We start from the raw sequence: 25707 nt of genomic DNA, 5'->3' as shown, positions 1-25707 counted from the left end.
CTCCCGTCTGCCCCCCCTTCGGGCGACGACGGGAGTTCCACGACAGCACCTAGGGCGATGCCGGGCCGCGCCGGTCGAACGAGAAGAGCTGGCCGGCCGCGTCCGGCACGCAGGGCGCCTGGGCGAGCCGTGCCCAGGCGGCCTCGCGGTCGCCGACGACGGTGACGCAACTGCCGGGCGTGCCCGAGCCGACCGGCACGATCCGGTAGCCCCGGACAGGGCCTCCGGGGCCGTACGGCTCCAGGGCGAAGGTCTCGATCCGGCTGTTGTCCCCGCACTCGGAGTCCTCGTACGCGGCGTCGGGTATCCGGCCGCCGGAGGGTATGCCGGAGCACCCGGGACCGAAGTCGGGATGGTCGGAGACGATCCGCCACCGGCCCGCGCCCACCGCCGCGAGGGAGTACAGCGGGACGACCGCCTCGGCGCACGGCACCTGATGGATCTGTCCGGTACGGGTGCCGCGCCGCTCGGCGAGACAGAGGTCCGCGCCCATCACCCGGATGCGGACGTCCCCGGCGGCGGGGGCGGTGGCGGTGGGTGCGGTGCCGGAGGTCGCGGGGGCTGTGGTCGCGGGAGCGGGGGTGCGGTGCGACTGTCCGGCGGGTCCGGTGCGGCCGTCCCGCAGGAGGGCGACGACGCTGAACCCGGCGAGGACGAGCCCGGTCACCGCGACGGCCGCGACGGCCGCACGCCGTATCCGGGACGAGGTCTCCGACCGGGGGCGCGACGGACCGCCCGACGGCGCGGCGGGGGCGACGGGCCAGGAGAGCCCCGGGCCCGCGGCCCCGCTCGTACCGGACGCGTCGGAGGGCTCGGCCGCCGCCGGGCGCTCGTCCGACGGGTCCGCGCCCGCCCGATCCGCACCGGCCGGATCCGGCCTCGCCGCACCCGCCTCCGCCGGATCCTCGTCCGCCGCGTCCCCCTCCGCCGGATCCGCGCGCGCCGCATCCCCGTCCCCCGGGTCGGCCGGCGCGTACGGCCCCCGTCCCGCGAGCTCCCTCCGTACCTCCAGCCACCCCGCCAGCTCGCCCGGCGCGACCCCGCACGCGCGGACGAAGACGGTCAGCAGCTCCTCGCGCGGCAGGGTGGCGCGGGCCAGCATGTTCGCCACGGTCGAGCGGGGCAGGACCTCCCCGCGGGTCTCGGCCAGCGCCGAGAGCTCGCGGTAGGTCAGTCCTGACCGGTCCTTGAGCGCCTGGAGCAGCGCGAGGAACTCGGCGGGAGTCCGTGCCTCCCGCGGGTCGGGAGTGTGCCGCCCCGGTGTCATCCGCGCCTCTTCCCCTCCGCCGGACAGGGTTGGGACATGTCCGGGACAAGCCTCAAGCCTTGTTGATCTCGCGCTCCGGCTCAAGAGTGGAACCCGGCATTTCCGGGGGTGATGCCGGGCACGGCGGAGTGGCCCCGACCGTCCACGGGGGGACGTTCGGGGCCACTCGGGCGGGTTCGGGTCCACTCGGGCGGGTCCGGGTCCCGGAGCGAATCCGGGACGGGTCGGGACGGAGGTCCCGACGGCGGGGGCCGAAGGGCGGGCCCCGGATGCTAGAAGACCGACTCGGCCTCGCGGATGCGGTCCGCGGGGACCGTCTTGAGCTGGGTCACGGCCTCCGCGAGCGGCACCATCTCGACGTCCGTGCCCCGCAGCGCCGTCATCCTGCCGAAGTCCCCGCGGTGCGCGGCCTCCACCGCGTGCCAGCCGAAGCGGGTGGCGAGCACCCGGTCGTACGCGGTCGGGGTGCCACCGCGCTGGACGTGGCCGAGGATGACCGGGCGGGCCTCCTTGCCGAGGCGCCGCTCCAGCTCGACGGCGAGCTGGTTGCCGATGCCCTGGAAGCGCTCGTGACCGAACTGGTCGATCTCGCCCTTCCCGTACTCCATCGAGCCCTCGGCCGGGTGGGCGCCCTCGGCGACGCAGATGACGGCGAACTTCTTGCCGCGGGCGAAGCGCTCCTCGACCATCTTCACGAGGTCGTCGACCTGGAAGGGCCGCTCGGGGAGGCAGATGCCGTGCGCGCCGCCGGCCATGCCGGACTCCAGGGCGATCCAGCCGGCGTGGCGGCCCATCACCTCGACGACCATCACCCGCTGGTGGGACTCGGCGGTGGTCTTGAGGCGGTCCATCGCCTCGGTGGCGACGCCGACGGCGGTGTCGAAGCCGAAGGTGCGGTCCGTGGACGAGATGTCGTTGTCGATCGTCTTCGGGACGCCGACGACGGGCATGCCCGCGTCGGAGAGCATCCGGGCGGCGGTCAGGGTGCCTTCGCCGCCGATCGGGATGAGGACGTCGATGCCGTACTCGCGGGCCAGTTCGGGCGCGGACTCGGCGGCCTCGGCCAGCCGGTTCCGCTCCAGGCGGGCGGAGCCGAGGATGGTGCCGCCGCGGGCCAGGATGCCGCTGACCGCGTTGAGGTCGAGGGGCCGGAAATGGCCGTCGAGGAGGCCCTTGAACCCGTCCTCGAAGCCGATGACTTCGTCGTTGTGGCCGGTCAGCGCCCGGTGCACGACCGACCGGATCACTGCGTTCAGGCCGGGGCAGTCGCCGCCTGCGGTGAGAACTCCGATACGCATCGTGCTCTGTCTCCTGCTCGGTCGCGTTCCGTGGTGAGCCAGAGCGATTCTCACACGTTCGGCCGGAGGAGCGTGCTCGCGACCGTTCCGCGCGTCTCCGCGGACGCCCTCGCGGAGGCCTTTCGTCCCGGGTTTCCGGGCCCTACGTCCGGCGGGCGACTTAACTATCGGCGGGGGTATTGTCAAGGGGGTAATGCCGCCCTATCGGGGCTTTCTGAGCACAGCCGGTTGACGACTGCGTCGGTCGGCGGACGGACCGCGAGCCTGCCGCGAGGGCACCGCTCGCCCCGGCTCCGTGAGTCCCGTTTTCCGCAGGACTGGACAGGAGACCACGGCGTGACGCGCAGCGTGTACGTGACCGGGATCGACCGCGGTGACGGCCGCCAGGTCGTCGAGCTGGGAGTCATGGAGCTCCTCACCCGCCAGGTGGACCGGGTGGGGGTGTTCCGGCCGCTGGTGCACGACGGTCCCGACCGGCTCTTCGATCTGCTGCGCACCCGCTACCGGCTCTCGCAGGACGCCTCGACGGTCTACGGCATGGACTACCACGAGGCCTCCGCGCTCCAGGCCGAGCGCGGTACGGACGAGCTGGTCTCGCGGCTGGTCGACCGCTTCCACGCGGTCGCCCGCGACTACGAGGTCGTCCTCGTCCTCGGCACCGACTTCGCCGCCACCCAGCTCCCCGACGAACTGGCGCTCAACGCCCGCCTCGCCAACGAGTTCGGCGCCTCCGTCATCCCGGTGGTCGGAGGCAAGGGGCAGCCGGCCGAGTCGGTGCGCGCCGAGGCGCGCAACGCCTTCCGGGCGTACGAAGGACTCGGCTGCGACGTGCTCGCGATGATCGTCAACCGGGTGGCGGGCGAGGACCGCGAGGTCATCTCCGAGCGGCTCGCCGCCCGGGTGCCGGTGCCCTGCTACGTCCTGCCCGACGAGCCGGCGCTCGCCGCGCCGACCGTCGCCCAGATCAGGCACGCCCTCGGCGCCTCCGTGGTCCTCGGCGACGAGGCCGGTCTCGCGCGCGACGCCCTCGACTTCGTCTTCGGCGGCGCCATGCTGCCGAACTTCCTCAACGCCCTGACCCCCGGCTGTCTGGTCGTCACCCCCGGGGACCGGGCCGACCTGGTCGTCGGGGCGCTGGCCGCGCACTCGGCCGGCACCCCGCCGATCGCCGGCGTGCTGCTCACCCTGAACGAGCGGCCCAGCGACGAGATCCTCACCCTGGCGGCCCGTCTCGCGCCCGGCACGCCGGTCATCTCCGTGCCGGGCAACAGCTTCCCGACCGCCACCGAACTCTTCGCCCTCGAAGGCAAGCTGAACGCGGCCACCCCGCGCAAGGCGGAGACCGCCCTCGGCCTGTTCGAACGGCATGTGGACACGGCCGACCTGCTCAAGCGGATCTCGGTGGCCCGCAGCGGCCGGGTCACCCCGATGATGTTCGAGCACGAGCTCATCGAGCAGGCGCGCGCCGACCGGCGCCGGGTGGTGCTCCCCGAGGGCACCGAGGAGCGGGTGCTGCGCGCCGCCGACGTGCTGCTGCGCCGTGACGTCTGCGACCTGACGCTGCTCGGTGACGTCGAGACCATCCGCAAGAAGGCCGCCGACCTGGGCATCACGCTCGCCGGCACCCAGCTGATCGACCCGCAGACCTCGGAGCTGCGCGACTCCTTCGCGGAGAAGTACGCGGCGCTCCGCGCCCACAAGGGCGTCACGGTCGAGCTCGCGTACGACGTCGTCTCGGACGTCAACTACTTCGGCACGCTGATGGTCCAGGAGGGCCTGGCCGACGGCATGGTCTCCGGTTCCGTGCACTCCACGGCCGCGACGATCCGTCCCGCCTTCGAGATCATCAAGACGAAGCCGGACGCCTCGATCGTCTCCTCGGTCTTCTTCATGTGCCTCGCCGACAAGGTCCTCGTGTACGGCGACTGCGCGGTCAACCCGGACCCGAACGCCGAGCAGCTCGCGGACATCGCCGTCCAGTCGGCGGCCACCGCGGCCCGCTTCGGCGTCGAGCCGCGGATAGCGATGCTCTCGTACTCGACCGGCACCTCGGGCTCAGGCGCCGACGTCGACAAGGTGCGGGAGGCGACGAAGCTGGTCCGCGAGGCGCACCCGGAGCTGCGGATCGAGGGGCCGATCCAGTACGACGCCGCCGTCGAGCCCTCGGTCGCCGCGACGAAGCTGCCGGGCTCGGAGGTGGCGGGGCAGGCGACGGTCCTGATCTTCCCGGACCTCAACACCGGCAACAACACCTACAAGGCCGTGCAGCGTTCGGCCGGCGCCGTGGCCGTCGGCCCGGTGCTCCAGGGTCTGCGCAAGCCCGTGAACGACCTCTCGCGCGGCGCGCTCGTCAGCGACATCGTCAACACGGTCGCCATCACGGCGATCCAGTCCCAGGTCCCCGCCCAGGGTCAGGAGTTCCCCGCATGAGCGACGCCACCACCGATCCCACCACCGCCGCCGCCGATGCCGCCGCCTCCGCTGCCGCCACGACGGCCGCGGCCTCCGTCGCGGCCGGCGGCCCCTCCCGGGTCCTGGTCCTGAACTCCGGCTCCTCCTCGGTGAAGTACCAGCTGCTCGACATGCGGGACGACAGCCGCCTCGCCCAGGGTCTCGTGGAGCGCATCGGCGAGGAGACCTCGCGGCTCGTCCACAGCCCGCTCCAGGGCGGCGGGGGCGAGAAGCGCGAGCGGAACGGCCCGATCGCGGACCACGCGGCCGCGCTGAAGGCGGTCGCCGAGGAGCTGGCGGCGGACGGGCTCGGGCTCGACTCCCCCGAGCTGGCGGCGATCGGTCACCGGGTGGTGCACGGCGGGCTGCGGTTCACCGAGCCGACGGTCATCGACGACGAGGTGCTCGCGGAGATCGAGCGGCTCGTGCCGGTGGCGCCGCTGCACAACCCGGCGAACCTCACGGGGATCCGTACGGCGACGGCGCTCCGCCCCGACCTGCCGCAGGTCGCGGTCTTCGACACGGCCTTCCACACGACGATGCCGGAGTCGGCGGCGCGGTACGCGATCGACGTGGAGACCGCCGACGCGCACCGGATCCGGCGGTACGGCTTCCACGGGACCTCGCACGCGTACGTCTCGCGGGAGACGGCGAGGCTGCTCGGCAAGGAGCCGGAGGAGGTGAACGTGATCGTCCTGCACCTGGGCAACGGCGCCTCGGCCTCCGCGGTGAAGGGCGGCCGGTGCGTGGACACCTCGATGGGCCTGACGCCCCTGGAGGGTCTGGTCATGGGCACCCGCTCCGGTGACATCGACCCGGCGGTCACCTTCCACCTCAAGCGGGTGGCGGGCATGTCGGCCGACGAGATCGATGCCCTGCTCAACAAGAAGTCCGGCCTGGTGGGGCTCTGCGGCGACAACGACATGCGGGAGATCCGTCGCCGGATCGACGAGGGCGACGAGCGTGCGGTACTCGCCTTCGACGTCTACATCCACCGTCTGAAGAAGTACATCGGCGCGTACTACGCGGTCCTCGGCCGGGTGGACGCCGTGGCGTTCACCGCCGGGGTCGGGGAGAACGCGGCCCCGGTGCGGGAGGCCGCGATCACGGGTCTCGAGGAGCTGGGCCTCGCGGTGGACGCGGATCTCAACGCCGTCCGCTCCGACGAGGCGCGGCTGATCTCGCCGAATTACGCGCGGGTGGCGGTCGCCGTGGTGCCGACGGACGAAGAGCTGGAAATCGCCCGCCAGACCTTCGCTCTGGTGGGCGAGGAATCGCTCGGACGAGTGAACGCCTGAGCACCCCCGCGCCCATTTGTACTTTCCACCAGACGGAATATTCCGCAGTGAAACAAACCGATAGGATCCGCCTTATGCGCCGTTCCAAAATCGTCTGCACGCTGGGCCCCGCCGTCGACTCCTATGAGCAGCTGAAGGCTCTCATCGAGGCCGGCATGAACGTGGCCCGATTCAACTTCAGCCACGGTTCCCAGGCGGAACACCAGGAGCGGTACGACCGCGTCCGGCAGGTCTCCGCGGACACCGGTCGTGCCGTCGGCGTGCTCGCCGACCTCCAGGGCCCCAAGATCCGTCTCGAGACCTTCGCCGAGGGCCCGGTCGAGCTGGTGCGCGGTGACGAGTTCACCATCACCACCGAGGACGTCCCCGGTGACAAGTCCATCTGCGGCACCACCTACAAGGGCCTGCCCGGCGATGTCTCCAAGGGCGACCAGGTCCTGATCAACGACGGCAACGTCGAGCTGCGCGTCGTCGAGGTCGAGGGCCCCCGGGTCAAGACGATCGTCGTCGAGGGCGGCGTCATCTCCGACCACAAGGGCATCAACCTGCCCGGCGCGGCGGTCAACGTCCCCGCCCTGTCGGAGAAGGACGTCGACGACCTCCGCTTCGCGCTCCGCATGGGCTGCGACATGGTCACGCTCTCCTTCGTCCGCGACGCCGACGACGTCAAGGACGTCCACAAGGTGATGGACGAGGAGGGCCGCCGGGTCCCCGTCATCGCCAAGGTGGAGAAGCCGCAGGCCGTCGAGAACATGGAGGCCGTCGTCGCGGCCTTCGACGCGGTCATGGTGGCCCGTGGCGACCTCGCCGTCGAGTACCCGCTCGAGAAGGTCCCGATGGTGCAGAAGCGCCTCGTGGAGATGTGTCGCCGCAACGCGAAGCCGGTCATCGTCGCGACCCAGATGATGGAGTCGATGATCACCAACTCCCGTCCGACCCGCGCCGAGGCGAGCGATGTCGCCAACGCGATCCTGGACGGCGCGGACGCGGTCATGCTGTCGGCCGAGTCCTCGGTCGGCGCCTACCCGATCGAGACCGTGAAGACGATGTCGAAGATCGTCGCCGCGGCCGAGGAGGAGCTGCTCTCCAAGGGCCTCCAGCCCCTGGTCCCGGGCAAGAAGCCGCGCACCCAGGGCGGCTCGGTCGCCCGCGCGGCCTGCGAGATCGCCGACTTCCTGGGCGGCAAGGCGCTGGTCGCCTTCACCCAGTCCGGCGACACCGCCCGCCGGCTCTCGCGCTACCGCGTCCAGCAGCCGATCCTCGCCTTCACGACGGACGAGAACACCCGCAACCAGCTCACCCTGAGCTGGGGCGTCGAGTCCTTCGTCGTCCCGCACGTGGACAACACGGACGCGATGGTCGACCTCGTGGACGCCGAGCTCCTGAAGCTCCAGCGCTACGGCGCGGGCGACACCATGATCATCACCGCCGGTTCGCCCCCCGGCGTCCCCGGCACCACGAACATGGTCCGTGTCCACCACCTCGGTGGCGGCGAGAACGCCTGACCCCTCTTCGGCGGGGAAGGAAGGAAGGACCTCTCCGGTCCCACCCGACGGGTGACGACCCCGGAGGGGTCCTTCCGGAAGCCGGCCGGGAACGAACGACGGGCCGCACACCCCGCGGGGTGTGCGGCCCGTCGTTCGTCGCGGGTGGTACGGAGGTCAGCTGGGCTCGATCGTGTTGCGGAGGCCCGGGACCTTGAGGGTGCCGCCGAGCTGGCCCGCCTGGAGCACCGTCACGTCCGTGAAGAACGCGAAGGGGACGTCCAGCGGGGGCGGGGTCTCGGGGGTGAAGGTGACCGGGATGAGGCCGAAGAGGTTGCCCTTCAGCGACTCGGTGTACATCGTCACCGTGCCCTTGCGGATGGTCGACGTCGAGCCCCGGTCGGAGCGGACGTGGGCCGTGCGGCCCTCCGAGTGGACCGTCAGCTGGTGCAGGTCCTTGATGTCGACCTCGGACGAGGTGAACTTCAGGGCCTTCTTGATCTTGCCGCTGCCGGTCTTGACCTCGACGATGCCGTGGTACTTGAGGCCCTTGAGGGTGAGCAGCGAGCTCTCCAGGCGCCACGGGTCGTCCGGCAGCAGCGGGATTCCCGGCTCCAGGTCGGCGGCCGCGAGTGCCTCGGGGTCGGGCTCGGGGCAGGGGAACCGCGGCTTGGCGCCGTCGGGTATGGACTCGTCCTTCTTGGCGTCCAGGCCCTTCGCGCTCTCGGGCAGTTCCTCGACCGTCGCGCCCGCCTTCTCGGCGGCCTTCTCGATCTCCGCCTTGGTCTTCTCGACGGCCGGGTCGGCCGTCGCCTTCGGGGCGGTCGTCGCCTCCGGCGCGGCGGTCGTGGCCGGGTCGTCGGCGGTCGCCGGCTTCGCGGCGGGGGCCGTCGTCGTCGGCGCGGGAGCCTGCGTCGTCGGGGCCGCCGTGGTGGGCGTCGCCGTCGGCTGCGGGCCGTCGAGGAGGTCCCTGAGCGCGTCGCCCACGCCCAGCGGGTCCAGCGGGTTCTTCGACTTCGTCGGCGTGGGTGTGGCCGTCGGCGTCGGCGTCGCGGTGGGCGCGGCGGTGGCCTTCGCCCGCTCCTGCGTCTGCTGGGTGGTGGCCCCCTGGGTCTCCGTCGCGGTCGGCGTCGGGGTCCCGGTGGGGGTCGGGGTCGAGGTGGGGACGGACGTCGCGGTCGACGAAGGCGTCGAGGACGGGGTCGGCTTCGTGGTCTCGGCCGGCTTCGTCGTCTCCTCCGGCGTCGGCTCGTCCGAGCGGGTCACGCAGGGGCCGGGCGCGAAGGGGATGTCCTTGTCGTCGGCGAGGGCGAGCTTGGGCGTGAGGCCCATGCCCACGAACACCGCGGTCGGCATGGCGGCCAGCGCCATCGCCTTGCCCGCGGGGCCCTGGATCCTGTTCAGCAGCGACTTGCGCGGGGCCGCGTGCCGCGGGCCCTCCTTCGCGAGCGCCGGCTGAGTCTCGTCACCCCGCACTGTTCCTCCCGCCCTTGGCGTCGATCGTCGTGTCGGTCAGCGGCTGCGCGCCCTCGCGCTGCTCCGGGAATACCGCCGCCACCATGGCCTCGGTCTCGGGGTCGAGGGCGGGGGCGGCCTCCTCGGAGGCCTGACCGTCGTGCTCTGCGTCGGCCTCTGCCTCGTCGGTCTCCTCGACCGGCGGGGCGGGCGCCCACGCGGCGGACATACCGCCGCCGATCACCGCGAACAGATAGCCGATGATCAGGCCACCGAAGTTCGAGACCGGGATGGAGACGAGCGCCAGGACGATCGTCGCGACACCCGCGAACACCCGGACGATGGGCTGGAACCACATCGTCAGACCGAGCGTGATGAGCAGGACGCCGATGATCAGCGCGCCGGCTCCGGCGGTCGTCTGCATGGCGAGGGTGACATTGCCGAGCCGCATGTCCCCGTACGGAAGGTAGGCGATCGGCACGCCGCCGATCATGGTGAACAGTCCCGCCCAGAAGGGCCGGGTCTGCCGCCAGACCTTGAACCGGTTCTCCTTCTTGGGGACTTCGCGGGAGGCGGGGATCTCGGCGCTCATGGAACAGCTCCCTGGAAGCGGTGTTGCTGAGAAGTTGAAGAAAGGGTGCCTCGCGGGTGGGACCGCCGGGGCGGTCCCACCCTCAGGACGACCTGGTCCTCGCGGACCGGTCAGTCCTAGTAGCACTCCTTCGAGGTGCCCCGGCTCAGGGACAGGTGAAGGTCGGGGAGCTTGAAGGTGCCGGCCGTGGTGGCCCACGCCTTCTGCTCCACGTTGTTCAGCGTCGCCTGCTCGGCGCGCTGACCGAAGCCGTACGGGTTGGCCTTGGTGTTGGGCTGGATGCCCGGCTTGCCCGGAACCGGCTTGCCGTCGGGGCCCGCGTTGAGCTGGCCGGCCGCGATGCCGATGTCGATGTTGGTGAACTCGGCGTCGGCCTTGAGCTCGGAGACATCGAGGTAGATGCCCTTCGCGTAGACCTTGTCCTTGGTCTCGCCGGACTTCACCGCGTCGGTGCCGGCCTCCAGACGGAGGGTGACGTCACCGATGAACGGCACCTTCGGCGTCACGACCGACTGGCACATGTTGGTGATCCAGGCCTCGGAGAAGCCGGACACCGCCACCGGGGCGGCGAAGTCCTTGCCCTCGAGGTCCTTGCCGGCGTCGACGCTGCCGTACTGGACGAAGTTCGTACCGACAAGGCTGTCGGCCTTAACCTTGAACTCCTGGCCGGAGATGCTGAAGGACGCGGCGAGCGCGCCCTGGGCCAGGCCGACACCGATCGCGGCCGTCGCGGCCACACTCGGGACCATGACGACGGCGAACCGCTTCCATCTGGTCCCGCCACGAACCTGGGACTTCATGAGAATTCCTCCTTCTCGGACGTACATCTCCGGAAGGGCCGGGGCCCGTCCTGGGATGGGAGAAGAGCTACGTCCTCGGGAAGGAGAGCGCCGAGGCATCAGGCGGCGCGTTGCGCGTCCGAATCACCGGCGATCACCCCCGAGCGACAACCATGGGCCGCGCCTTGGCGCGCGACCTGATTGGACAGGCCCCGTTCGGTGAGAGCGGGAACCCCCCTGTCCAGGACCGGTGCCGGAACACCGGTCCGCCCGGTGGGGACCCTCCCCGCGATCCCGGGTGGTTGCCGGGGTGGTGCGGTTCGGACCGAGCGTCGCCGATCGTGGTCCATTCCGGGCCCCTGCACAAGGGGGTTCGTTACTGGCTAGTAACGGGTGGATAACCACGTCATGGCGAGGTGGGGCCGAACGGGCACGGAGGGTACGTTCGAGTCACAGGGAATGTCGGCAGATGGCCGGAAGAATGCGGACAGAACCACAGGTTCGATTTACTGCAAGTAACAGCGGCCGCGATTACCAAGTTTTGGTAAAGCGCGGCCGCCTTTTGTCACTCTGCTGCCAAATCGTCGGACGATCGGGCGCACGGGACGGTACTAGAACAGCACCCGCGCCAGGGCCTGCCGGGCCGCCGTGACCCGCGGGTCGTCGACGCCGATCACCTCGAAGAGCTCCAGGAGCCGCAGCCGCGCCGCGTCCCGGTCCTCGCCCGCCGTGCGGCGCACGGTCTCCACGAGGCGCCCGAAGGCGTCCTGCACATGACCGCCCACCAGATCGAGGTCGGCGGCGGCGATCTGCGCGGTGACATCGGCCGGTCCGTCGGCGGCGGCCTTGCGGACGGCGGCCGGGTCCAGGTCCTGCACCCGGGCGAGCAGCTCGGCCTGGGCCAGGCCGAGCTTGGCCTCCGGGTGGGCGGGGTCGTCGGCGAGCACGTTCTTGTACGCCTGGACGGCGCCCACCAGATCACCCGCGTCGAGCGCGGACATGGCCGCTTCGAGCAGGGCGTCGTACGGGCCGGCGGGGCGCGGGGTGCGGTCCGCACCGCCCTCGGGGCCCTCGGCGTCCGCGTCGACGGCGATACCGGTGAGACCGAAACGCTCCTCGCCGACCTGGATCAGCTGGTCGAGGGTCTCGCGGATCTGGGCCTCGGGCACGGCGCCCTGGAAGAGCGGCAGCGCCTGACCGGCGACCACCGCGAAAACGGCCGGAATTCCCTGGATGCCGAACTGCTGCATCAGCATCTGGTTGGCGTCGACGTCGATCTTCGCGAGCAGGAAGCGGCCGTTGTACTCGACGGCGAGCCGCTCCAGGAGGGGGCCGAGCTGCTTGCACGGCTCACACCACTCGGCCCAGAAGTCGAGGACGACCGGGACCTCGGCGGAACGCTGGAGCACATCGCGCTCGAAGCCCGCCTCGTCGACGTCGATCACCAGGGCGGAAGGCGGGACCGCCGCGGGGCCACCCTGCCGCGCGGCTTCGGCGCGGGCCTGCTCCGCCTTCGTCTTGGCCTCTCCGGCCGCCTTCACCGCGGCAAGGTCGACGACGCCGCTCATGGACATGTTTCGGGGCTGCATGCGTACATCCTCCCCCTTCCGCGCGCGTAACCGGTAAGCCATGGCTGAACCGTGCCGTCCGCACGTCTCCCGCCGGTGTGCGAGACGTGGGGCGGCACGGTTCTTCTCTTCGTCTTCGTCTTCCGCACCGGGTCCCCACCCGGCACGTGGTCGCACCGGGTCCCCACCCGGTGCCGTGGTTGTCGCTCAGGCCGCTCAATGCCTTTCGCTACAGGTCGTAGCGTAACTGTCCGGGGAGAGCCGCGGGGAGTGCCCGGGACCGATCCGTACGGTGAACTGCCTCACACGCCGGCCCTCTGGTGCCGTACCTACCGGCGGGTATGGTCGACCTCCATGTCGTCGATGTGTCGCCGCACCAACCCCCGCAGCAGCCGTACCGGGCGCCCTCGCTCCACCGAGGCCGACACGGCCATCCTGGAGGCGACCCGCGCGGCCCTGGTCGAGCTGGGCTGGTCCAAGCTCACGATGGGGGACGTCGCCGGCCGGGCCGGGGTTGCGAAGACGACCCTGTACCGCCGCTGGGCCAACAAGAGCGAGCTCGTGGTGGACGCCGTCGCCGTCCTCTTCGACGAACTCGAACTGCCCGACCTGGGTTCCCTCCAGGCCGACATCGAGCATGTGGTCCTGCAGTTCGCGGCGCTCCTCGAACGCCCCGAGACCAAGACGGCCCTGATGGCGGTGGTGGCCGAGTCGACCCGCGACGAACCGCTGCGCGAGCGCATACGGGCCTCGATCGTCGACCGGCAGAAGCGACTGGTCCTGGAGGGCCGGATGCGGGCGCAGCGGCGCGGCGAGCTCCCGGCGGACCGCGACCCGGTCGCGGTGGACGCGACCGACGACCTGATCTTCGACGTGATCGCGGGCGCGGTCGTGCACCGCGCCCTGGTCAGCGCGGAACCGGTCGACGAGCCGTGGGTGGCCCGCCTATCGGCCCTCCTGGTGGGCGGCCTCGGCGCGGCGGCGGCCGCCCTCGGCTGAGGACGTCATGGGAGAGGGGCGGTACGGGAGTTCCCGTACCGCCCCTCTCCCATGACAAGGGATCAGAAGCCCGGGGGCTCCGTGTAGACGCCCCACTCGTCGCGCAGCGCGTCGCAGATCTCGCCGAGGGTGGCCTCGGCCCGGACGGCCTCCAGCATCGGGGCGATCATGTTCGAACCGTCCCGGGCGGCGGCGAGCATCGCGTCGAGCGAGGCGCGGACCTTGGCGTCGTCACGGCGCTCCTTGCGCTCGCCGAGGACCCGGACCTGCTCCCACTCGACCTCGTGGCTGACCCGCAGGATCTCCAGGTCGCCGGTGACGGAGCCGTGGTGCACGTTGACGCCGACGACCCGCTTGTCGCCCTTCTCCAGGGACCGCTGGTACTGGAAGGCGGACTCGGCGATCTCGCCGGTGAACCAGCCGTCCTCGATACCGCGCAGGATGCCGGAGGTGATCGGACCGATCGGGTGCTGACCGTCGGGGTGGGCGCGACGGCCGCGCTCCTTGATCTGGTCGAAGATCTTCTCGGCGTCGGCCTCGATGCGGTCGGTGAGCTGCTCGACGTACCAGGAGCCGCCGAGCGGGTCGGCGACGTTGGCGACGCCGGTCTCCTCCATGAGCACCTGCTGGGTGCGGAGCGCGATCTCGGCGGCCTGCGCGCTGGGGAGCGCGAGGGTCTCGTCGAGGGCGTTGGTGTGGAGGGAGTTGGTGCCGCCGAGGACGGCGGAGAGGGCCTCGACCGCGGTGCGGACGACGTTGTTGTACGGCTGCTGGGCGGTGAGGGAGACACCGGCGGTCTGGGTGTGGAAGCGGAGCCACTGCGCCTTGTCGGTCTTGGCGCCGTACACCTCCTTCATCCAGCGCGCCCAGATCCGGCGGGCGGCGCGGAACTTGGCGATCTCCTCGAAGAAGTCGAGGTGCGCGTCGAAGAAGAAGGAGAGGCCGGGGGCGAAGACGTCCACGTCCATGCCGCGGCTGAGGCCGAGCTCGACGTAGCCGAAGCCGTCGGCGAGGGTGTACGCGAGCTCCTGCGCGGCCGTCGCCCCGGCCTCTCGGATGTGGTACCCGGAGACGGAGAGCGGCTTGTACGCGGGGATGCCCCGCGCGCAGTGCTCCATCAGGTCGCCGATGAGGCGCAGGTGCGGCTCGGGCTGGAAGAGCCACTCCTTCTGTGCGATGTACTCCTTGAAGATGTCGGTCTGGAGCGTGCCGTTGAGCACGGCCGGGTCGACACCCTGGCGCTCGGCGGCGACCAGGTACATGCAGAAGACGGGCACGGCGGGCCCGGAGATGGTCATCGAGGTGGTGACGTCGCCGAGCGGGATGTCCTTGAAGAGGACCTCCATGTCGGCGGCGGAGTCGATGGCGACACCGCAGTGGCCGACCTCGCCGAGTGCCTTCGGGTCGTCGGAGTCGCGGCCCATGAGGGTGGGCATGTCGAAGGCGACGGAGAGGCCGCCGCCGCCGGCCGCCAGGATCATCTTGTACCGCTCGTTGGTCTGCTCGGCGTTGCCGAAGCCGGCGAACTGGCGGATGGTCCAGGTCCGGCCCCGGTAGCCGGTCGGGTGGAGTCCCCGGGTGAAGGGGTACTCGCCGGGCCAGCCGATGCGCTCGAACCCCTCGTAGGTGTCGCCGGGCCGGGGGCCGTAGACGGGCTCGACGGCGTCGCCGGAGAGCGTGGTGAAGTCGGCGTCCCGCTTGCGGGCCTTGTCGTAACGGGCCTGCCAGCGACGGCGGCCTTCCTCGATCGCGTCAGCGTCCATGCTTCAAATTTACTAGGACGTCCTAGTAAATGTCGATGGCGAACCTCCGCACATGTGTGCGGAGGCAGGGGGGTCAGGCCTTGACCGGCTCCGGCCGCGCGCCGCCGATCAGCGGAAGCGTCTCGGCGACGACCTTGCGCTCGACGAAGAACGCGGCGAACGGGATGGTCCCGGAGAGCAGCACCCAGAGCAGCTTCCCGAACGGCCACCTGGCCTTGGAACCCAGGTCGAAGGCGAAGACCAGGTAGATGATGTAGAGGACACCATGGGCCTGGGACACCGCGAAGGTCACGTCCTCGCCCATGTCGAACCCGTACTTGAAGATCATGCAGGTGCACAGCACAAGCAGCATGACGGCGGTGATGTACGCCATGACGCGGTAACGGGTCAGCACGCTGGATTTCATGCCGTCGAGCGTAACGGCACGTTCCGGGCGATCTTCGCGCGGGTCAGCTCTCGTCGAAATCCCGCGCGCTCACCCGCAGCGGGCGCAGCATCGCGAAGATCTCGCCGCACTCCTCGGCGTCGTACGCGCCGAGCCCGAACTCCATCTCCATCAGGTCGCGGGTCGCGGCCTCGACCACCTCGCGGCCCTTCTCGGTGATGGTCGCCAGGGTGCCGCGGCCGTCGTTGGGGTTGGGGCGCTTGGCGACCAGACCCGACTTCACCAGGCGGTCCACCGTGTTCGTCACCGAGGTGGGGTGGACCATCAGCCGCTCGCCGATCTTCGACATCGGCAGCTCGCCCGCCTTCGAGAAGGTGAGCAGCACCAGGGCCTCGTACCGCGCGAAGGTCAGCCCGTACGGCTTCACGACGGCGTCGACCTCCGCGAGGAGGATCTGATGCGCGCGCATGATCGAGGTGATCGCGGCCATCGAGGGGACCGGGCCCCAGCGCTTCTGCCACAGTTCGTCGGCGCGGGCGATGGGGTCGAACGGGAGACTGAGGGGCTTCGGCACGCGTCGACCTTACCCATGGGGAACATGGCGGTCAGCCCCGTCTCGTCCCTCGGTCGCCCCGGCCGCCCTCAGCTCCGCCGCGGCGGCGAGAAGGCAGAGCGTGCCGAGGACTCCGGTGCCCGCGACGACCGTGTGCACGGGAGCGAACTCGGCCGCGACCCCGGCCCCGGCCATACCGATCCCCTGGACGGTCATCATGCCCGCCGTCATCAGGGTCATCGCCCTCCCCCGCTGCTCCTCCGGCACCGCGGCCACGAACCAGGCGTCGAGCCCGAGCGTGTACGCGCCGGTGGCACCCGCCAGGAAGAGCGCCACGGCCGCCAGGGCGACGCCGGGCTCGACCGCGTACACGAGATAGGGCAGCACACCGGTCAGGGCGAGCGGCAGCACGATCCGGGAGCGGGTCGACGCGGTGAGGAAGGACCCGGCGAACAGCTCCCCCGCGATGGTGCCGACCGGCAGCGCGCACATCAGCAGACCGAGGGCGGCGGTGGAGACGCCGATCCGGTCGGCGTACGGGGCGGCGAGCGCCTCCGGCACCACGGCGAAGAGGGGCGGCACCCAGAACATCAGCATCAGCGCCCTGACCCTGCGGTTCCGCAGGACGGCCCAGGTGCCGGAGAGCCCGCCGCCGGCGGCCTTCCCGGCGGCGCGGGCGGGGCGGCGGGCGGTGCCGAGCCGGAGCAGCAGCGCGGAGACGAGGAAGGTGGTGGCGGTGACGACGAGGGCGCCGCGCGGCGGGACGACGGTGAGCAGGACGCCACCGACGGCGAACCCGGCGAGCAGGGCACTCTGGGAGACGATCCGCAGCAGGGAGCGGCCGAGGACGAAGAGGTCGCCCTCCCCGAGGATGTCGGCGAGGGTCGCCATGCGGGTGCCGTTGAAGACGGGCGAGACGACGGCGACGGCACAGCGCAGGGCGAGCAGGACGGCGACGGGGGTGGCGGGGACGACCATCAGCGCGACGCAGCCGGCGCAGACGAGGTCGCAGACGACGAGGATGCGGCGGGGCGGGAGGCGGTCGGTGAGACCGGCGAGAAGGGTGCCGCCGACGAGGTAGGGGAGGAAGCCGAGGGCGAAGGTGAGGGAGGAGAGCAGCGGGGAGCGGGTGAGTTCGTAGACGAGGACGGTGAGCGCGAGCTCGCTGACGACGACCCCCAGCAGCGAGAACAGATGCGCCACGAAGACGACCCGGAACTCCCGGACGCGGAAGACGGCGCGGTATCCGGGCCCGGCGGGGGCGGGGCCCGGCGGGGGCGGGGGCGGCGCGGGGGCGGTCGGCTCCGGGCCGGTCCCGGGCAGCGCGGTGGTGGGGTCGTCGTGCTTCGGCATGGCACGCAGCGTGCCGCCGGGGACGGGTTCCGCCCTAGACTTTCGGCCCCGGACGAATCTTGCGACCGCGCCCCGAACGGGCGGACCCGAGCCGACCGGACCCGAATCGGCCGGATCCGGACCGGCCGGCACCGCAACGGGCCGGTCAGGACCGGGCGGACCCGAACCGACCAGACCCGAGCCGGAGGCGTCGCCCGTGCCGTACCACCTGCGCTTCGGAGAGGCCGACCCGCTGCGGATCCGGTTCGCGATCTCCCCGCTCTGGGAGACCCACTCCGCCGTGCGGGTCCTCGCCCGGCCCGGCAAGCAGGGCTACCACCTGCCGTGGATGCGGCGGATCGCCTCCGCCGCGCGGGAGCTCGACCTCGGGCCGCTGCATCTTCTGATGCCGTTGCACGGGCACAGCCCGGACTTCCTCTATCCGCCGCCGCTGGGGCCCGCCGCCGTGTTCGAGGACGAGATCGCCGCCGTACGGGAGACGGATCCGGCGCTGGTCCTGGACGACTTCGAGCGGGCGCTCGCGGACACCCCGGGAGCGGCCGGGACGGCCGAGGGGCGGCGGCTGCTCGCGGACCCCGCCGGGGCGGTGCTGCGGCTCGCGGAGCTGCTCCGGGCCGCGTGGGAGACGCTGATCGCCCCGGACTGGCCCCGGCTGCGGTCCCTTCTGGAGGCGGACGTGGCGTACCACTCGCGGCGGCTCGCGGAGGGCGGGCTCGAACGCCTCCTGGACGAGCTGCATCCGGCCTTCGCCTGGGACGCGGGGACCGCCACGCTCCGGGTCGCGTACCACGGCGAGCACATCCGCCCGCTGGACGGGCAGGGGCTCGTCCTGATGCCGTCGGTGTTCACCTGGCCGGACGTGGTGAGCGGTTTCGATCCGCCGTGGCAGCCGACGGTGGTCTATCCGGCCCGCGGGATCGGCGGGCTGTGGTCCGCGTCCGGGGACCGTACGCCGGAGGCCCTCGGGCGGCTCCTCGGCCCGGTGCGGGCGGACGTCCTGTGCGCCCTGGCCGAGCCGATGGGGACCACGGCCCTCGCCCATCTCCTCGGCCGGGCCTCCTCGACGGTCTCCGCGCATCTGTCGGTGCTGCGGGACGCGGGGCTGCTGACCTCGCGGCGGTACGGGCACCAGGTGCTGTACGAGCGGACCCCGCTGGGGATCGCGGTGTCGCAGCCCGGAACCGATTGACCGGGATGCCACGATGGCCCGGATCGCCGAGCCGTCCGTACGAAGCGCCGCACCCGCCGTACCCGACCCTGGGGGCCGGATGTCCCGCCGCACCGTCACCGCCGTCGCCCTGGCCCTCGTCTCCGCGCTGCTCCTGACCGGTTGCGGCGAGGACGAGCCCCCGAAGGGCCCCGTCCGCCCGCCGTCCGCGCGCGGCGAGTCCCCGGTCCCCGCGAGCGGCTCCCCGTTCTGGGTCGACCCGGAGAGCGACGCGGCCCGGCAGGTCCGCCGGTACGAGGCGGAGGGCAGGACCGAGGACGCGCGGGTCCTGAGGCGGATCGCGGACCGCCCGGTGGCGGAGTGGCCGGCCGGCGACGATCCCGTACCGGAGATCACCCGCGCGGTCCGGGGCGCGGCGGCCGAGAACCGCACGGCCGTCTTCGTCGCCTACAACATCCCGCACCGCGACTGCGGGATGTACTCGGCGGGCGGCTCGCACGACGCGGGGGCCTACCGGAGCTGGATCGACTCCTTCGCCACCGCGCTCGGGGACGCCTCCGCGATCGTCGTCCTGGAGCCCGACGCGGTGCCGCACATCGTGGACGGCTGCACCCCGGCGCAGTACCACGACGAGCGGTACGGACTGCTGGCCGGGGCGATCGAGCGGCTCAAGCGGCAGCCCGGCACCCGGGTCTATCTGGACGCGGGCAATCCGGCCTGGATCGACGATCCGGGCAGGCTGGTCGAGCCGCTGCGCCGGGCGGGGCTGGCCCGCGCCGACGGCTTCGCGCTCAACGTCTCCAACTTCCAGACGAACGACACGGTCGAGGACTTCGGCGCCTCGCTCTCCGGACTCATCGGCGGCGCCCACTTCACGGTGGACACCAGCCGCAACGGCGCCGGCCCCCTCCCGGGCGACCGGGCGGAGGCTTGGTGCAATCCGCCGGGCCGCTCCCTCGGGGTACCGCCGACGGAGCGGACCGGGGACGAACTGGTCGACGCGTATCTGTGGATCAAGCGGCCCGGCGACTCGGACGGCCCGTGCCGGGGCGGCCCGGCGGCCGGGATCTGGTGGCCCGAGTACGCCCTGGGCCTGGCGCGCCGGGCGAAGGGCTAGGCCGTCTCTTCCGGATCTTGCCTGGCAGAGACGACCTAGACCCGCCCCGGGCGCGGCACCACCCCCCGGCGAGCCCGGTCACCGGCCCGGTTCGACCTGGATCCACTTCGCCTCGGACGGGATGCCGTCGGCGTCGGTGACGAAGAGCATGTACCAGCCGGGCGGGACGAGGGTCCGGTCCCGGGGTACGTCGACGGTGAGCGTCATCCCGTCCCGGCCCTTCGTCAGGCCGAGTTCCACCGAGCGCTGCTCGACGTCCGTGGTGTGGGTGACGGCGCTGGGCCGCATGAGCCGGGCCGTGGCGATCCGGCCGGCGTCCTTGGTCTTGAAGGTGGCGCGGCCGTTCTGGTCGAGTTCCCGCGGCCCCTCCCCCAGGACGGGCCGGTCGGCGCCGGCCCTGTGGAGGTAGGGCGGGGTGAAGACCTCGACGCGCTGCTCGAAGGTGCCGAGCCTGGTGTTGTCCTTGTCGTCGAAGAGCGGGTCGGAGCCGAAGGTGGCGACCCTGCCGTCGGGCAGCAGCAGCGCCTCGGAGTGGTAGTTGCGGCCGACGGTGGGTTCGGCGGCCTCGGTGAAGGCATTGCTCCTCGGGTCGTAGAACTGTGCCTTGAGGATGTCGCTGCCGCCGCGGCCGCGGTACTGCTCGGAGCCGCCGGTGGTGAAGACGGTGTCGTCGGGCAGCAGGACGCTGCTGAGGTAGCGGGTGCCCTGCGGGAGCGCCGGGCCGTCGGTGAAGACCGGGCTGTCCTCGGAGAGGTCGACGATCGAGGTGCGGGCGGTCGACCTGGGTGACTCGCCGACCCCGCCGCCGCCGAGGACCATGACCTTCTGGTCCTGGGCCGGGGGCAGGATCAGGGAGGCGGAGGTCTCCAGCTGGTCGGGGTCGGTGAGCCCGCCGAGCTTGGTGAAGGAGTTCTTCTCCAGGTCCCAGAGGCCGGCTTCGCGGCCCTTCTCGGCGGGGCCGTAGCCGGCGTTGGAGCCGGTGTAGAGGAGCTTGCCGCCCTGGGTGAGGAAGAGGGAGGGGTAGGTGGGGAAGTAGCGGAAGGGGCCCTTGGACCACTTCTTGGTCACGGGGTCGTAGATCTCGTTGTCCCCGGGGACGACGTCGCCGACGTCGTTGAGTCCGGAGACGGCGAGGACCCTGCCGTCGTCGAGGGTGACCAGGGTGGGGTACCAGCGGGCGTCCTTCATGGGGGCGACCGGGATGTACTTCTCGGCCTTCGGGTCGAACTCGTAGGCGCCCTTGATGCCCTGGAAGTCCTGCTTCTCGGTGGTGAGCTTCTGCGCGAGGCCGTAGACGTTGTCGGCCTCCTCGCCCTTGAGGCCGACGACCTCGTACTGTGCGGCCTCGGTGGTGAGGGCCTCCGGGCCCTCCTCCCTCGCCTCGACGAAGACCCGGGCCTCGGCGGCGGTGACCTTGGTCGTCCACGGCTTCATCTGGCCGCTCGCGAAGTACGAGATCGCGAACTCGCGCTTGGCCCTGGGGACGGTGACGTCGAACCGTGAGACGTACTCGACCCCGGACGGGGAGCGGAAGACGGTGCCCTTCTTGAGGGTGACGGCCTTGTCGGGGCTCTCGTTCTTGACCCGCATGCCGCCGCCGGCCCTCTTGACCTCGCCGTCGAGGATCTCGTAGCGGGCGGTGCCGCCGGCGACGAGCAGCCGTCCGTCGGGGAGCTGGGTGTGGCCGGAGCAGAAGAAGTCCACGGGGGTGGGGATCTTCTCGAAGGTGTTCTTCACCGGGTCCCAGAGGACGGTCTCGAAGGTCCCGGCGTCGAAGTTCTTCTGGCTGTTGCCGGAGCCGGCGATCAGCAGCACCTTGCCGGTGTGCAGCAGGGCCGCGTGGATGGCGTTGATGCGGTACCCGTCGGGGACGGCGACCTCCGTCCAGGAGCCGAACCGACGCTGGTAGCCGGGCTGGGCGATCTTGTACGCGTGGTACCTCTCCTCGGCGAAGGAGACGGCGGCGGGGGCGTTGAGCGCCGCCAGGACCAGCACCGCTCCGCCGCCCAGCAGGGTCTTCCTGAACTTCTTCGACGGCCGGTGGGCCATGGCTCAGTTCCCTCCGGTCGTCGTGGGGGCCGGTGCCGCGGGCGCCGGCGGGGCCGGGGTGACGGCACGGACGTCGACCCCGTCACGGGCGCCGGCGGGACCGCGGGCCCTGACCCGGGCGCGGGCGTGCTCGCGGACGCGCAGCACGCGCCTGTCCCGGAGGCTCGTGAACACCCAGAGGGAGACCGGGGCGAGGGCGACGACCAGGGCCAGGGCGGCCCAGACGCGCATGGCCGCGTGGGTGTGCCCGAAGTGGACCGAGGCGGCGAGCGAGGCGATGAGGACGGCCGCCCAGAAGAGGTGGAAACGGAAGGTGCGGACCCGGTCGGGGCTGGCCGCTCCACCCTTGGGGGTGACGACGAAGCGGCCGCGGGTGCGCAGAACCGCCGAGCCGAGGGACATGAGGTAGACGGGGGCGGAGACCGCGGACATCGCCATGCCGGCGAGACCGCCGGAGCCCTCGGGCTCGTGCGGCGAGACGTTGTGGCGCCGGTTCCAGAGGTAGAGGCCGATCTGGAGGGCCACGGCATCGCTGTAGATCATCAGCCAGACCGAGGTGGAGACCTGGGTGCCGGAGGCGCCGAACCACAGGTAGAGGACGCCGCTGAGGACGCCGAGGAGCCAGTTGACCGCCGTCATCGGGTAGTAGGCGAGCATCAGGGTGTAGTTGAGGAAGCGGCCCGGCGGAGTGCGGAAGGGCGCCTTCCAGTACTGCTTGAGGATCGTCTCGTACGTGCCCCGGGACCAGCGGAGCTGCTGCGCGAAGAAGTCCGTCCAGGAGGCCGGGCCCTCGCCCACCGCGAGGACGTCGGGGGTGTAGACGGAGCGCCAGTGGCGGCCGGTGGCCGGGTTCTTCCTGCGGTGCAGTTCGAAGCCGGTGGCCATGTCCTCGGTGACGGAGTCGTACAGGCCGCCGATCTGCCGGAGCGCGGAGATCCGGACGGCGTTGTTCGTGCCGACGAACATGGGCGCGTGGTAGCGGTTCCCGGCGCGCTGGACGAGGGCGTGGAAGAGGAACTGCTGGGACTCGGCGGCCTTGGTGACGATGTTGGTGTAGTTGCCGTACACCTGCGGTCCCACGACGAAGGCGATGTCGGGGTCGCGGAAGTAGCCGAGCATCCGCTCCAGGAAGTCGGGGAGCGGGACGTGGTCGGTGTCCACGGAGGCGAAGTAGTCGTAGTCGTCGCCGTGCGTCGCGAGCCAGGCGTTGTAGTTGCCGTGCTTGGTCCTCGCCTTGTGGACGCCCTTCCGGCGGTTCCACTCGGGGACGCCGGCACGGGTGAAGTGGAGGACGCCGAGCTCGGCGCAGAGGGCCTTGGCGTCGGCGGAGTCGCCCTCGTCGAGGAGCCAGACGTCGAGGGGTCCGCCGTGCCGGAGCCGGCGGGCGCCTTCGAGGGTGGCGCGGACCATGGAGAGCGGTTCCTTGCCCGGGACGTACGTGGTGAGGAAGGCGACGCGGGTGCCCTTCTCGGCGTACACGGGTATCGGGTCGCGGGCGACCATGGTGGCGTGGGCGATCGATATGACGTTCACCAGCATGAAGAAGCAGATGAGGCCGATCGACACGAGCATCACCGTGTCGAGGTGGACGAGCAGGGGGTCGCCGCCCTCGCGGACGGTCCGGTGGCCGGGCCAGACGAGATAGGCGAGGAGCAGCGCCGAGAGGATCGGTGCGAGGCACATCAGGAGGACGGCTCGTACGCGGTGCGGCTCCTTCGAGAGGAGACTCCGGTACCGCACCCGGTAGGCCACCGGATCCGGTTCCGTGAGCGGACCGGCGAGACGGCTGTAGCTGTCGTAGTCGTAGCCTCCCTGCCGCACGGTGCCTCCAGCCGTCGTTGAACCATCCGATACCCCAACAGAAAGGGCAAACCTTCGGTGTGTCGACTGGAGTAGTCCGAGTGGGCGGTCCTACCGGGCGCGGCCGCTCTGTCGCCGCAGGGTGTACGTGACGGCCTTTCGGGCGACCGGGTTCAGCTCCTCGACGGCGGCCATCAGGGCTCCGAGCTGCTCGAGCGCGCCGAAGGCGGCCTCCGCGCCGGCGGGGTCGACGCCCTCGTACAGTTCGAGACCGACGAAGGAGGCGCCGACCGCGCGGGCGAGCCCGGCGGGGTCGGTGAACTCGGCGAGCGGGCTCCCCGCGAGGACCCGGGCGAGCACCTGTTCGATCTCGGCGATCCACAGGTCGAGCCCGGCGGCGGTGGCCGGAACGAGCCGGGGGTGCGCCTGCGCCCCCGCGAGCAGCTGCCCGAGGAAGGCCACGTGCCCGGCCTCCCGCTCCTCCTCGTGCAGCGCCCGCCCGAAGGCGAGCAGCTCACTGAGACTCCCGACGGAGCGCAGCCGCTCGCGGTGGCGGGCCACCCGCTGCTCGGCGCCGTGCCGGCAGGCCGCGGCGAGCAGTTCGTCGACGGAGCCGAAGTGGTAGAAGACGAGGGCCTGGTTGACTTCGGCGGTGGTGGCGATGGCGCGGGCGGAGGCTTTGGCGATGCCCTGTTCGACGAGGGTGCGCAGAGCGCCTTCGAGCAGCTTCTCCCGGGTCTCCCGGCTGCGCGCGTCCTGCGCCCGGGGCTCCCCGGCCCTCCGGTCCTTCACTTCCCGGCTCATGCCCGTACCTCCTCGCGCACCGGGCGCAGCCCCGCGCGCACCCCCCGGGAGCGTACGTCCGCGTACTCGGCGGTGAACGAACCCCGGTACCCGAAGAGCGGGCCGAAGTACCGGTTGTCCACCCGTACGTTGATGCGGAAGCGGCCGGTGCGCTCGTCGAAGGACTCGCGCACCTCGGCCCGGCCGCCGATCAGTTCCGGGACCCGCACGTCCAACGGGCCCTCGCGGAAGCGGTGTTCGCCGGAGCGGATGAGGAGCGAGCCGTCCGGCTCGGCGGACATGTGCAGATCGCTGGCGAGGTGCTGGTGGGTGCCGAGGTAGTCGAGGACGCAGTCCCGTTCGGGGCTGTGGACCATGGTGGCGTCGAAGCGCCGGGGCCCGCCGGGCAGGGCGAAGGTCCGGACGAAGGTGACGGTCTCCCGCCCGTACGAGTCCGTGTAGGGCACGTTCTCGATGGTGAAGGGGACGTTCCGGCCGGTGCGGGGCAGCAGGATGTTCCGCAGCCCGCCGACCGCGAGGAACGGCTTCACGGCGGCCCTGCCGTGCCAGATCCGGTCCATGACGCCCCGCCCGACGCACAGCTCGCCGCTCGCGAGCCCGACGGAGAAGCGCCGCTGGAGCTCGGGGTGCAGGCGCTCGAAGGCCGCGTCCCCCATGGCGGTGCGGAAGATCGAGGTCACGGCTGCTCCGGGGCGGCGTGGTCACGGGGCCCGCGGGAGGGCTCCAGGGTGGCGAGGAGCCGGGGCTCCCGGGTGCGGGCGGGCGGGGTGCGCAGACAGCGGCGGGCGGCGGGGGTGCGCGCGGAGGGCGGTACGAGCACGGCGGCGGCGAGCCCGAGGACGGTGAGCGGCACGGCGAGCGGCAGCGGGGCGAGCGCCGGGGGCGCGGCCACGAGGAGGACCCGGGCGGCGAGTTCGAGGAGCCAGTGGCCGAGCGCGCGTTCGGGGCTGACGCCCCGCTCGCACCAGAGCCGCAGCCGGTCGAAGGACCAGGCGGTGGCCCAGCCCATGAGGGGCCGGAACACGAGCCGGTCGGCGAGGCGGCCGGGACGGCCCCAGCGGGTCCGGTAGTCGTAGCCGGTGAGGAAGCGGACGCCGTCCGGGGTGGGGACGTATCGCCAGTAGCCGCTGCCCTCGGCGAGGAGCGAGAGCGGGTGCGGCGAGGAGAACCGGAGTGCGGAGACCCGGTCGCCGCCGGCCCGGTGGCGCTCCCCCGCGGAGACACCGGTGCCGGCGACGACCAGGAAGGGCAGGACGCGTGTCGCGTACCGGAAGTGCTGGGGCTCGCCCTCGGCGCGCGGAAGGTACGCGATCTCCGTGAACCGCAGGTCCCACCGCTGATGGCGGGCGGGTTCCTGCGTGTGCTCCCAGAGCGTCTCCAGGTCCGCGCGGACCTGTGTCTCGACATAGAGACCCATGGGGGTGTTCTCCCGGCTCATACGGCATTTTGAGCGACTGCTCAAAACCGCCCCGGGCTGAAGGTAGCCGATTTTGAGCAGTCGCTCAAGATGGATCCCGCGGCACG

General features: G+C 71.8%; 21 protein-coding genes. 6 read left to right on the top strand and 15 right to left on the bottom strand.

The window, feature by feature from the left end:
- Positions 1-49: 49 nt before the first annotated feature.
- Together IE311_RS36580 and IE311_RS07365 are read right to left on the bottom strand one after the other, a co-directional pair.
- A complete protein-coding gene (locus IE311_RS36580; RefSeq protein ID WP_229901769.1) occupies positions 50-1267 on the bottom strand; it encodes a hypothetical protein in 1218 nt (405 codons plus the stop codon).
- A gap of 272 nt (positions 1268-1539) precedes the next feature.
- A complete protein-coding gene (locus IE311_RS07365; RefSeq protein WP_189830771.1) occupies positions 1540-2565 on the bottom strand; it encodes an ATP-dependent 6-phosphofructokinase in 1026 nt (341 codons plus the stop codon).
- A 336-nt stretch (positions 2566-2901) separates the two neighbouring features.
- On the opposite strand from IE311_RS07365, the gene pta reads away from it, so the two are divergent.
- The 3 genes from pta (at position 2902) to pyk (ending at position 7819) form a co-directional block, all read left to right on the top strand.
- Positions 2902-4995 (top strand): phosphate acetyltransferase, encoded by a 2094-nt coding sequence (gene pta, locus IE311_RS07360; protein WP_189830770.1) that lies wholly within the window; start codon positions 2902-2904, stop codon positions 4993-4995.
- A complete protein-coding gene (locus tag IE311_RS07355) occupies positions 4992-6314 on the top strand; it encodes an acetate kinase (RefSeq protein WP_229901768.1) in 1323 nt (440 codons plus the stop codon). The genes pta and IE311_RS07355 overlap by 4 nt, the downstream gene beginning before the upstream one ends.
- A 74-nt stretch (positions 6315-6388) precedes the next feature.
- On the top strand, positions 6389-7819 hold the full coding sequence (gene pyk, locus IE311_RS07350; RefSeq protein ID WP_189830769.1) for a pyruvate kinase: 1431 nt from the start codon (positions 6389-6391) through the stop codon (positions 7817-7819).
- A 156-nt stretch (positions 7820-7975) separates the two neighbouring features.
- On the opposite strand, the gene IE311_RS07345 is transcribed toward pyk, so the two are convergent.
- The 4 genes from IE311_RS07345 to IE311_RS07330 form a co-directional block, all read right to left on the bottom strand.
- Positions 7976-9274 carry a hypothetical protein gene (locus tag IE311_RS07345; protein WP_189830768.1) on the bottom strand — a complete coding sequence of 433 codons (1299 nt, stop codon included), beginning with the start codon at positions 9272-9274 and terminating at the stop codon, positions 7976-7978.
- Entirely contained in the window at positions 9264-9845 is a 582-nt protein-coding gene (locus tag IE311_RS07340; protein WP_189830767.1) for a DUF6114 domain-containing protein, read from the bottom strand. The genes IE311_RS07345 and IE311_RS07340 overlap by 11 nt, the downstream gene beginning before the upstream one ends.
- 116 nt (positions 9846-9961) lie before the next feature.
- Complete coding sequence (locus IE311_RS07335) at positions 9962-10645, bottom strand: DUF6230 family protein (RefSeq protein WP_189830766.1); 684 nt, start codon at positions 10643-10645, stop codon at positions 9962-9964.
- Positions 10646-11235: 590 nt separating this feature from the next.
- A complete protein-coding gene (locus tag IE311_RS07330; RefSeq protein ID WP_189830765.1) occupies positions 11236-12213 on the bottom strand; it encodes a tetratricopeptide repeat protein in 978 nt (325 codons plus the stop codon).
- Between the two features lie 342 nt (positions 12214-12555).
- Between IE311_RS07330 and IE311_RS07325 the strand changes: the two genes are divergently transcribed.
- Positions 12556-13191 carry a TetR/AcrR family transcriptional regulator gene (locus IE311_RS07325; RefSeq protein WP_189831023.1) on the top strand — a complete coding sequence of 212 codons (636 nt, stop codon included), beginning with the start codon at positions 12556-12558 and terminating at the stop codon, positions 13189-13191.
- 62 nt (positions 13192-13253) lie between these two features.
- Here the strand turns inward: IE311_RS07325 and IE311_RS07320 are convergent, their stop codons facing one another.
- The 4 genes from IE311_RS07320 to IE311_RS07305 form a co-directional block, all read right to left on the bottom strand.
- Positions 13254-14954: an acyl-CoA mutase large subunit family protein gene (locus tag IE311_RS07320; protein ID WP_189830764.1), complete on the bottom strand. Its 1701-nt coding sequence runs from the start codon at positions 14952-14954 to the stop codon at positions 13254-13256.
- Between the two features lie 73 nt (positions 14955-15027).
- Positions 15028-15360, bottom strand: coding sequence for a DUF3817 domain-containing protein (locus tag IE311_RS07315; RefSeq protein ID WP_189830763.1), 333 nt, complete (start codon positions 15358-15360; stop codon positions 15028-15030).
- A gap of 43 nt (positions 15361-15403) precedes the next feature.
- A complete protein-coding gene (locus tag IE311_RS07310; protein ID WP_189830762.1) occupies positions 15404-15913 on the bottom strand; it encodes a MarR family winged helix-turn-helix transcriptional regulator in 510 nt (169 codons plus the stop codon).
- Positions 15914-15922: 9 nt separating this feature from the next.
- Complete coding sequence (locus IE311_RS07305) at positions 15923-17245, bottom strand: MFS transporter (RefSeq protein ID WP_189830761.1); 1323 nt, start codon at positions 17243-17245, stop codon at positions 15923-15925.
- A gap of 196 nt (positions 17246-17441) precedes the next feature.
- Between IE311_RS07305 and IE311_RS07300 the strand changes: the two genes are divergently transcribed.
- Positions 17442-18434: an ArsR/SmtB family transcription factor gene (locus tag IE311_RS07300; protein ID WP_189830760.1), complete on the top strand. Its 993-nt coding sequence runs from the start codon at positions 17442-17444 to the stop codon at positions 18432-18434.
- A gap of 79 nt (positions 18435-18513) precedes the next feature.
- Positions 18514-19530, top strand: coding sequence for a glycoside hydrolase family 6 protein (locus IE311_RS07295; protein ID WP_189831022.1), 1017 nt, complete (start codon positions 18514-18516; stop codon positions 19528-19530).
- A 78-nt stretch (positions 19531-19608) separates the two neighbouring features.
- Here the strand turns inward: IE311_RS07295 and glxA are convergent, their stop codons facing one another.
- The 5 genes from glxA to IE311_RS07270 all read right to left on the bottom strand — a co-directional run bounded on the left by glxA (position 19609) and on the right by IE311_RS07270 (position 25600).
- Positions 19609-21579, bottom strand: coding sequence for a radical copper oxidase GlxA (gene glxA / locus IE311_RS07290; protein WP_189830759.1), 1971 nt, complete (start codon positions 21577-21579; stop codon positions 19609-19611).
- 3 nt (positions 21580-21582) lie between these two features.
- The gene (locus IE311_RS07285; RefSeq protein WP_189830758.1) at positions 21583-23400 is read right to left on the bottom strand and encodes a glycosyltransferase family 2 protein; all 1818 of its coding nucleotides are present in this window, start codon (positions 23398-23400) and stop codon (positions 21583-21585) included.
- A 90-nt stretch (positions 23401-23490) separates the two neighbouring features.
- On the bottom strand, positions 23491-24183 hold the full coding sequence (locus tag IE311_RS07280; RefSeq protein WP_229901767.1) for a TetR/AcrR family transcriptional regulator: 693 nt from the start codon (positions 24181-24183) through the stop codon (positions 23491-23493).
- Complete coding sequence (locus IE311_RS07275) at positions 24180-24863, bottom strand: DUF4166 domain-containing protein (protein WP_189830757.1); 684 nt, start codon at positions 24861-24863, stop codon at positions 24180-24182. The genes IE311_RS07280 and IE311_RS07275 overlap by 4 nt, the downstream gene beginning before the upstream one ends.
- Positions 24860-25600, bottom strand: a complete 741-nt coding sequence (locus IE311_RS07270) for a hypothetical protein (protein ID WP_189831020.1) — start codon at positions 25598-25600, stop codon at positions 24860-24862. The genes IE311_RS07275 and IE311_RS07270 overlap by 4 nt, the downstream gene beginning before the upstream one ends.
- Positions 25601-25707: the final 107 nt, after the last annotated feature.

It is taken from the genome of Streptomyces zaomyceticus (genome assembly GCF_014656215.1).
In the GTDB taxonomy this organism is placed as follows: domain Bacteria; phylum Actinomycetota; class Actinomycetes; order Streptomycetales; family Streptomycetaceae; genus Streptomyces; species Streptomyces zaomyceticus.
Note: the sequence above shows the minus strand (reverse complement) of the source record. Positions and strands in the feature narration are given on the sequence as shown.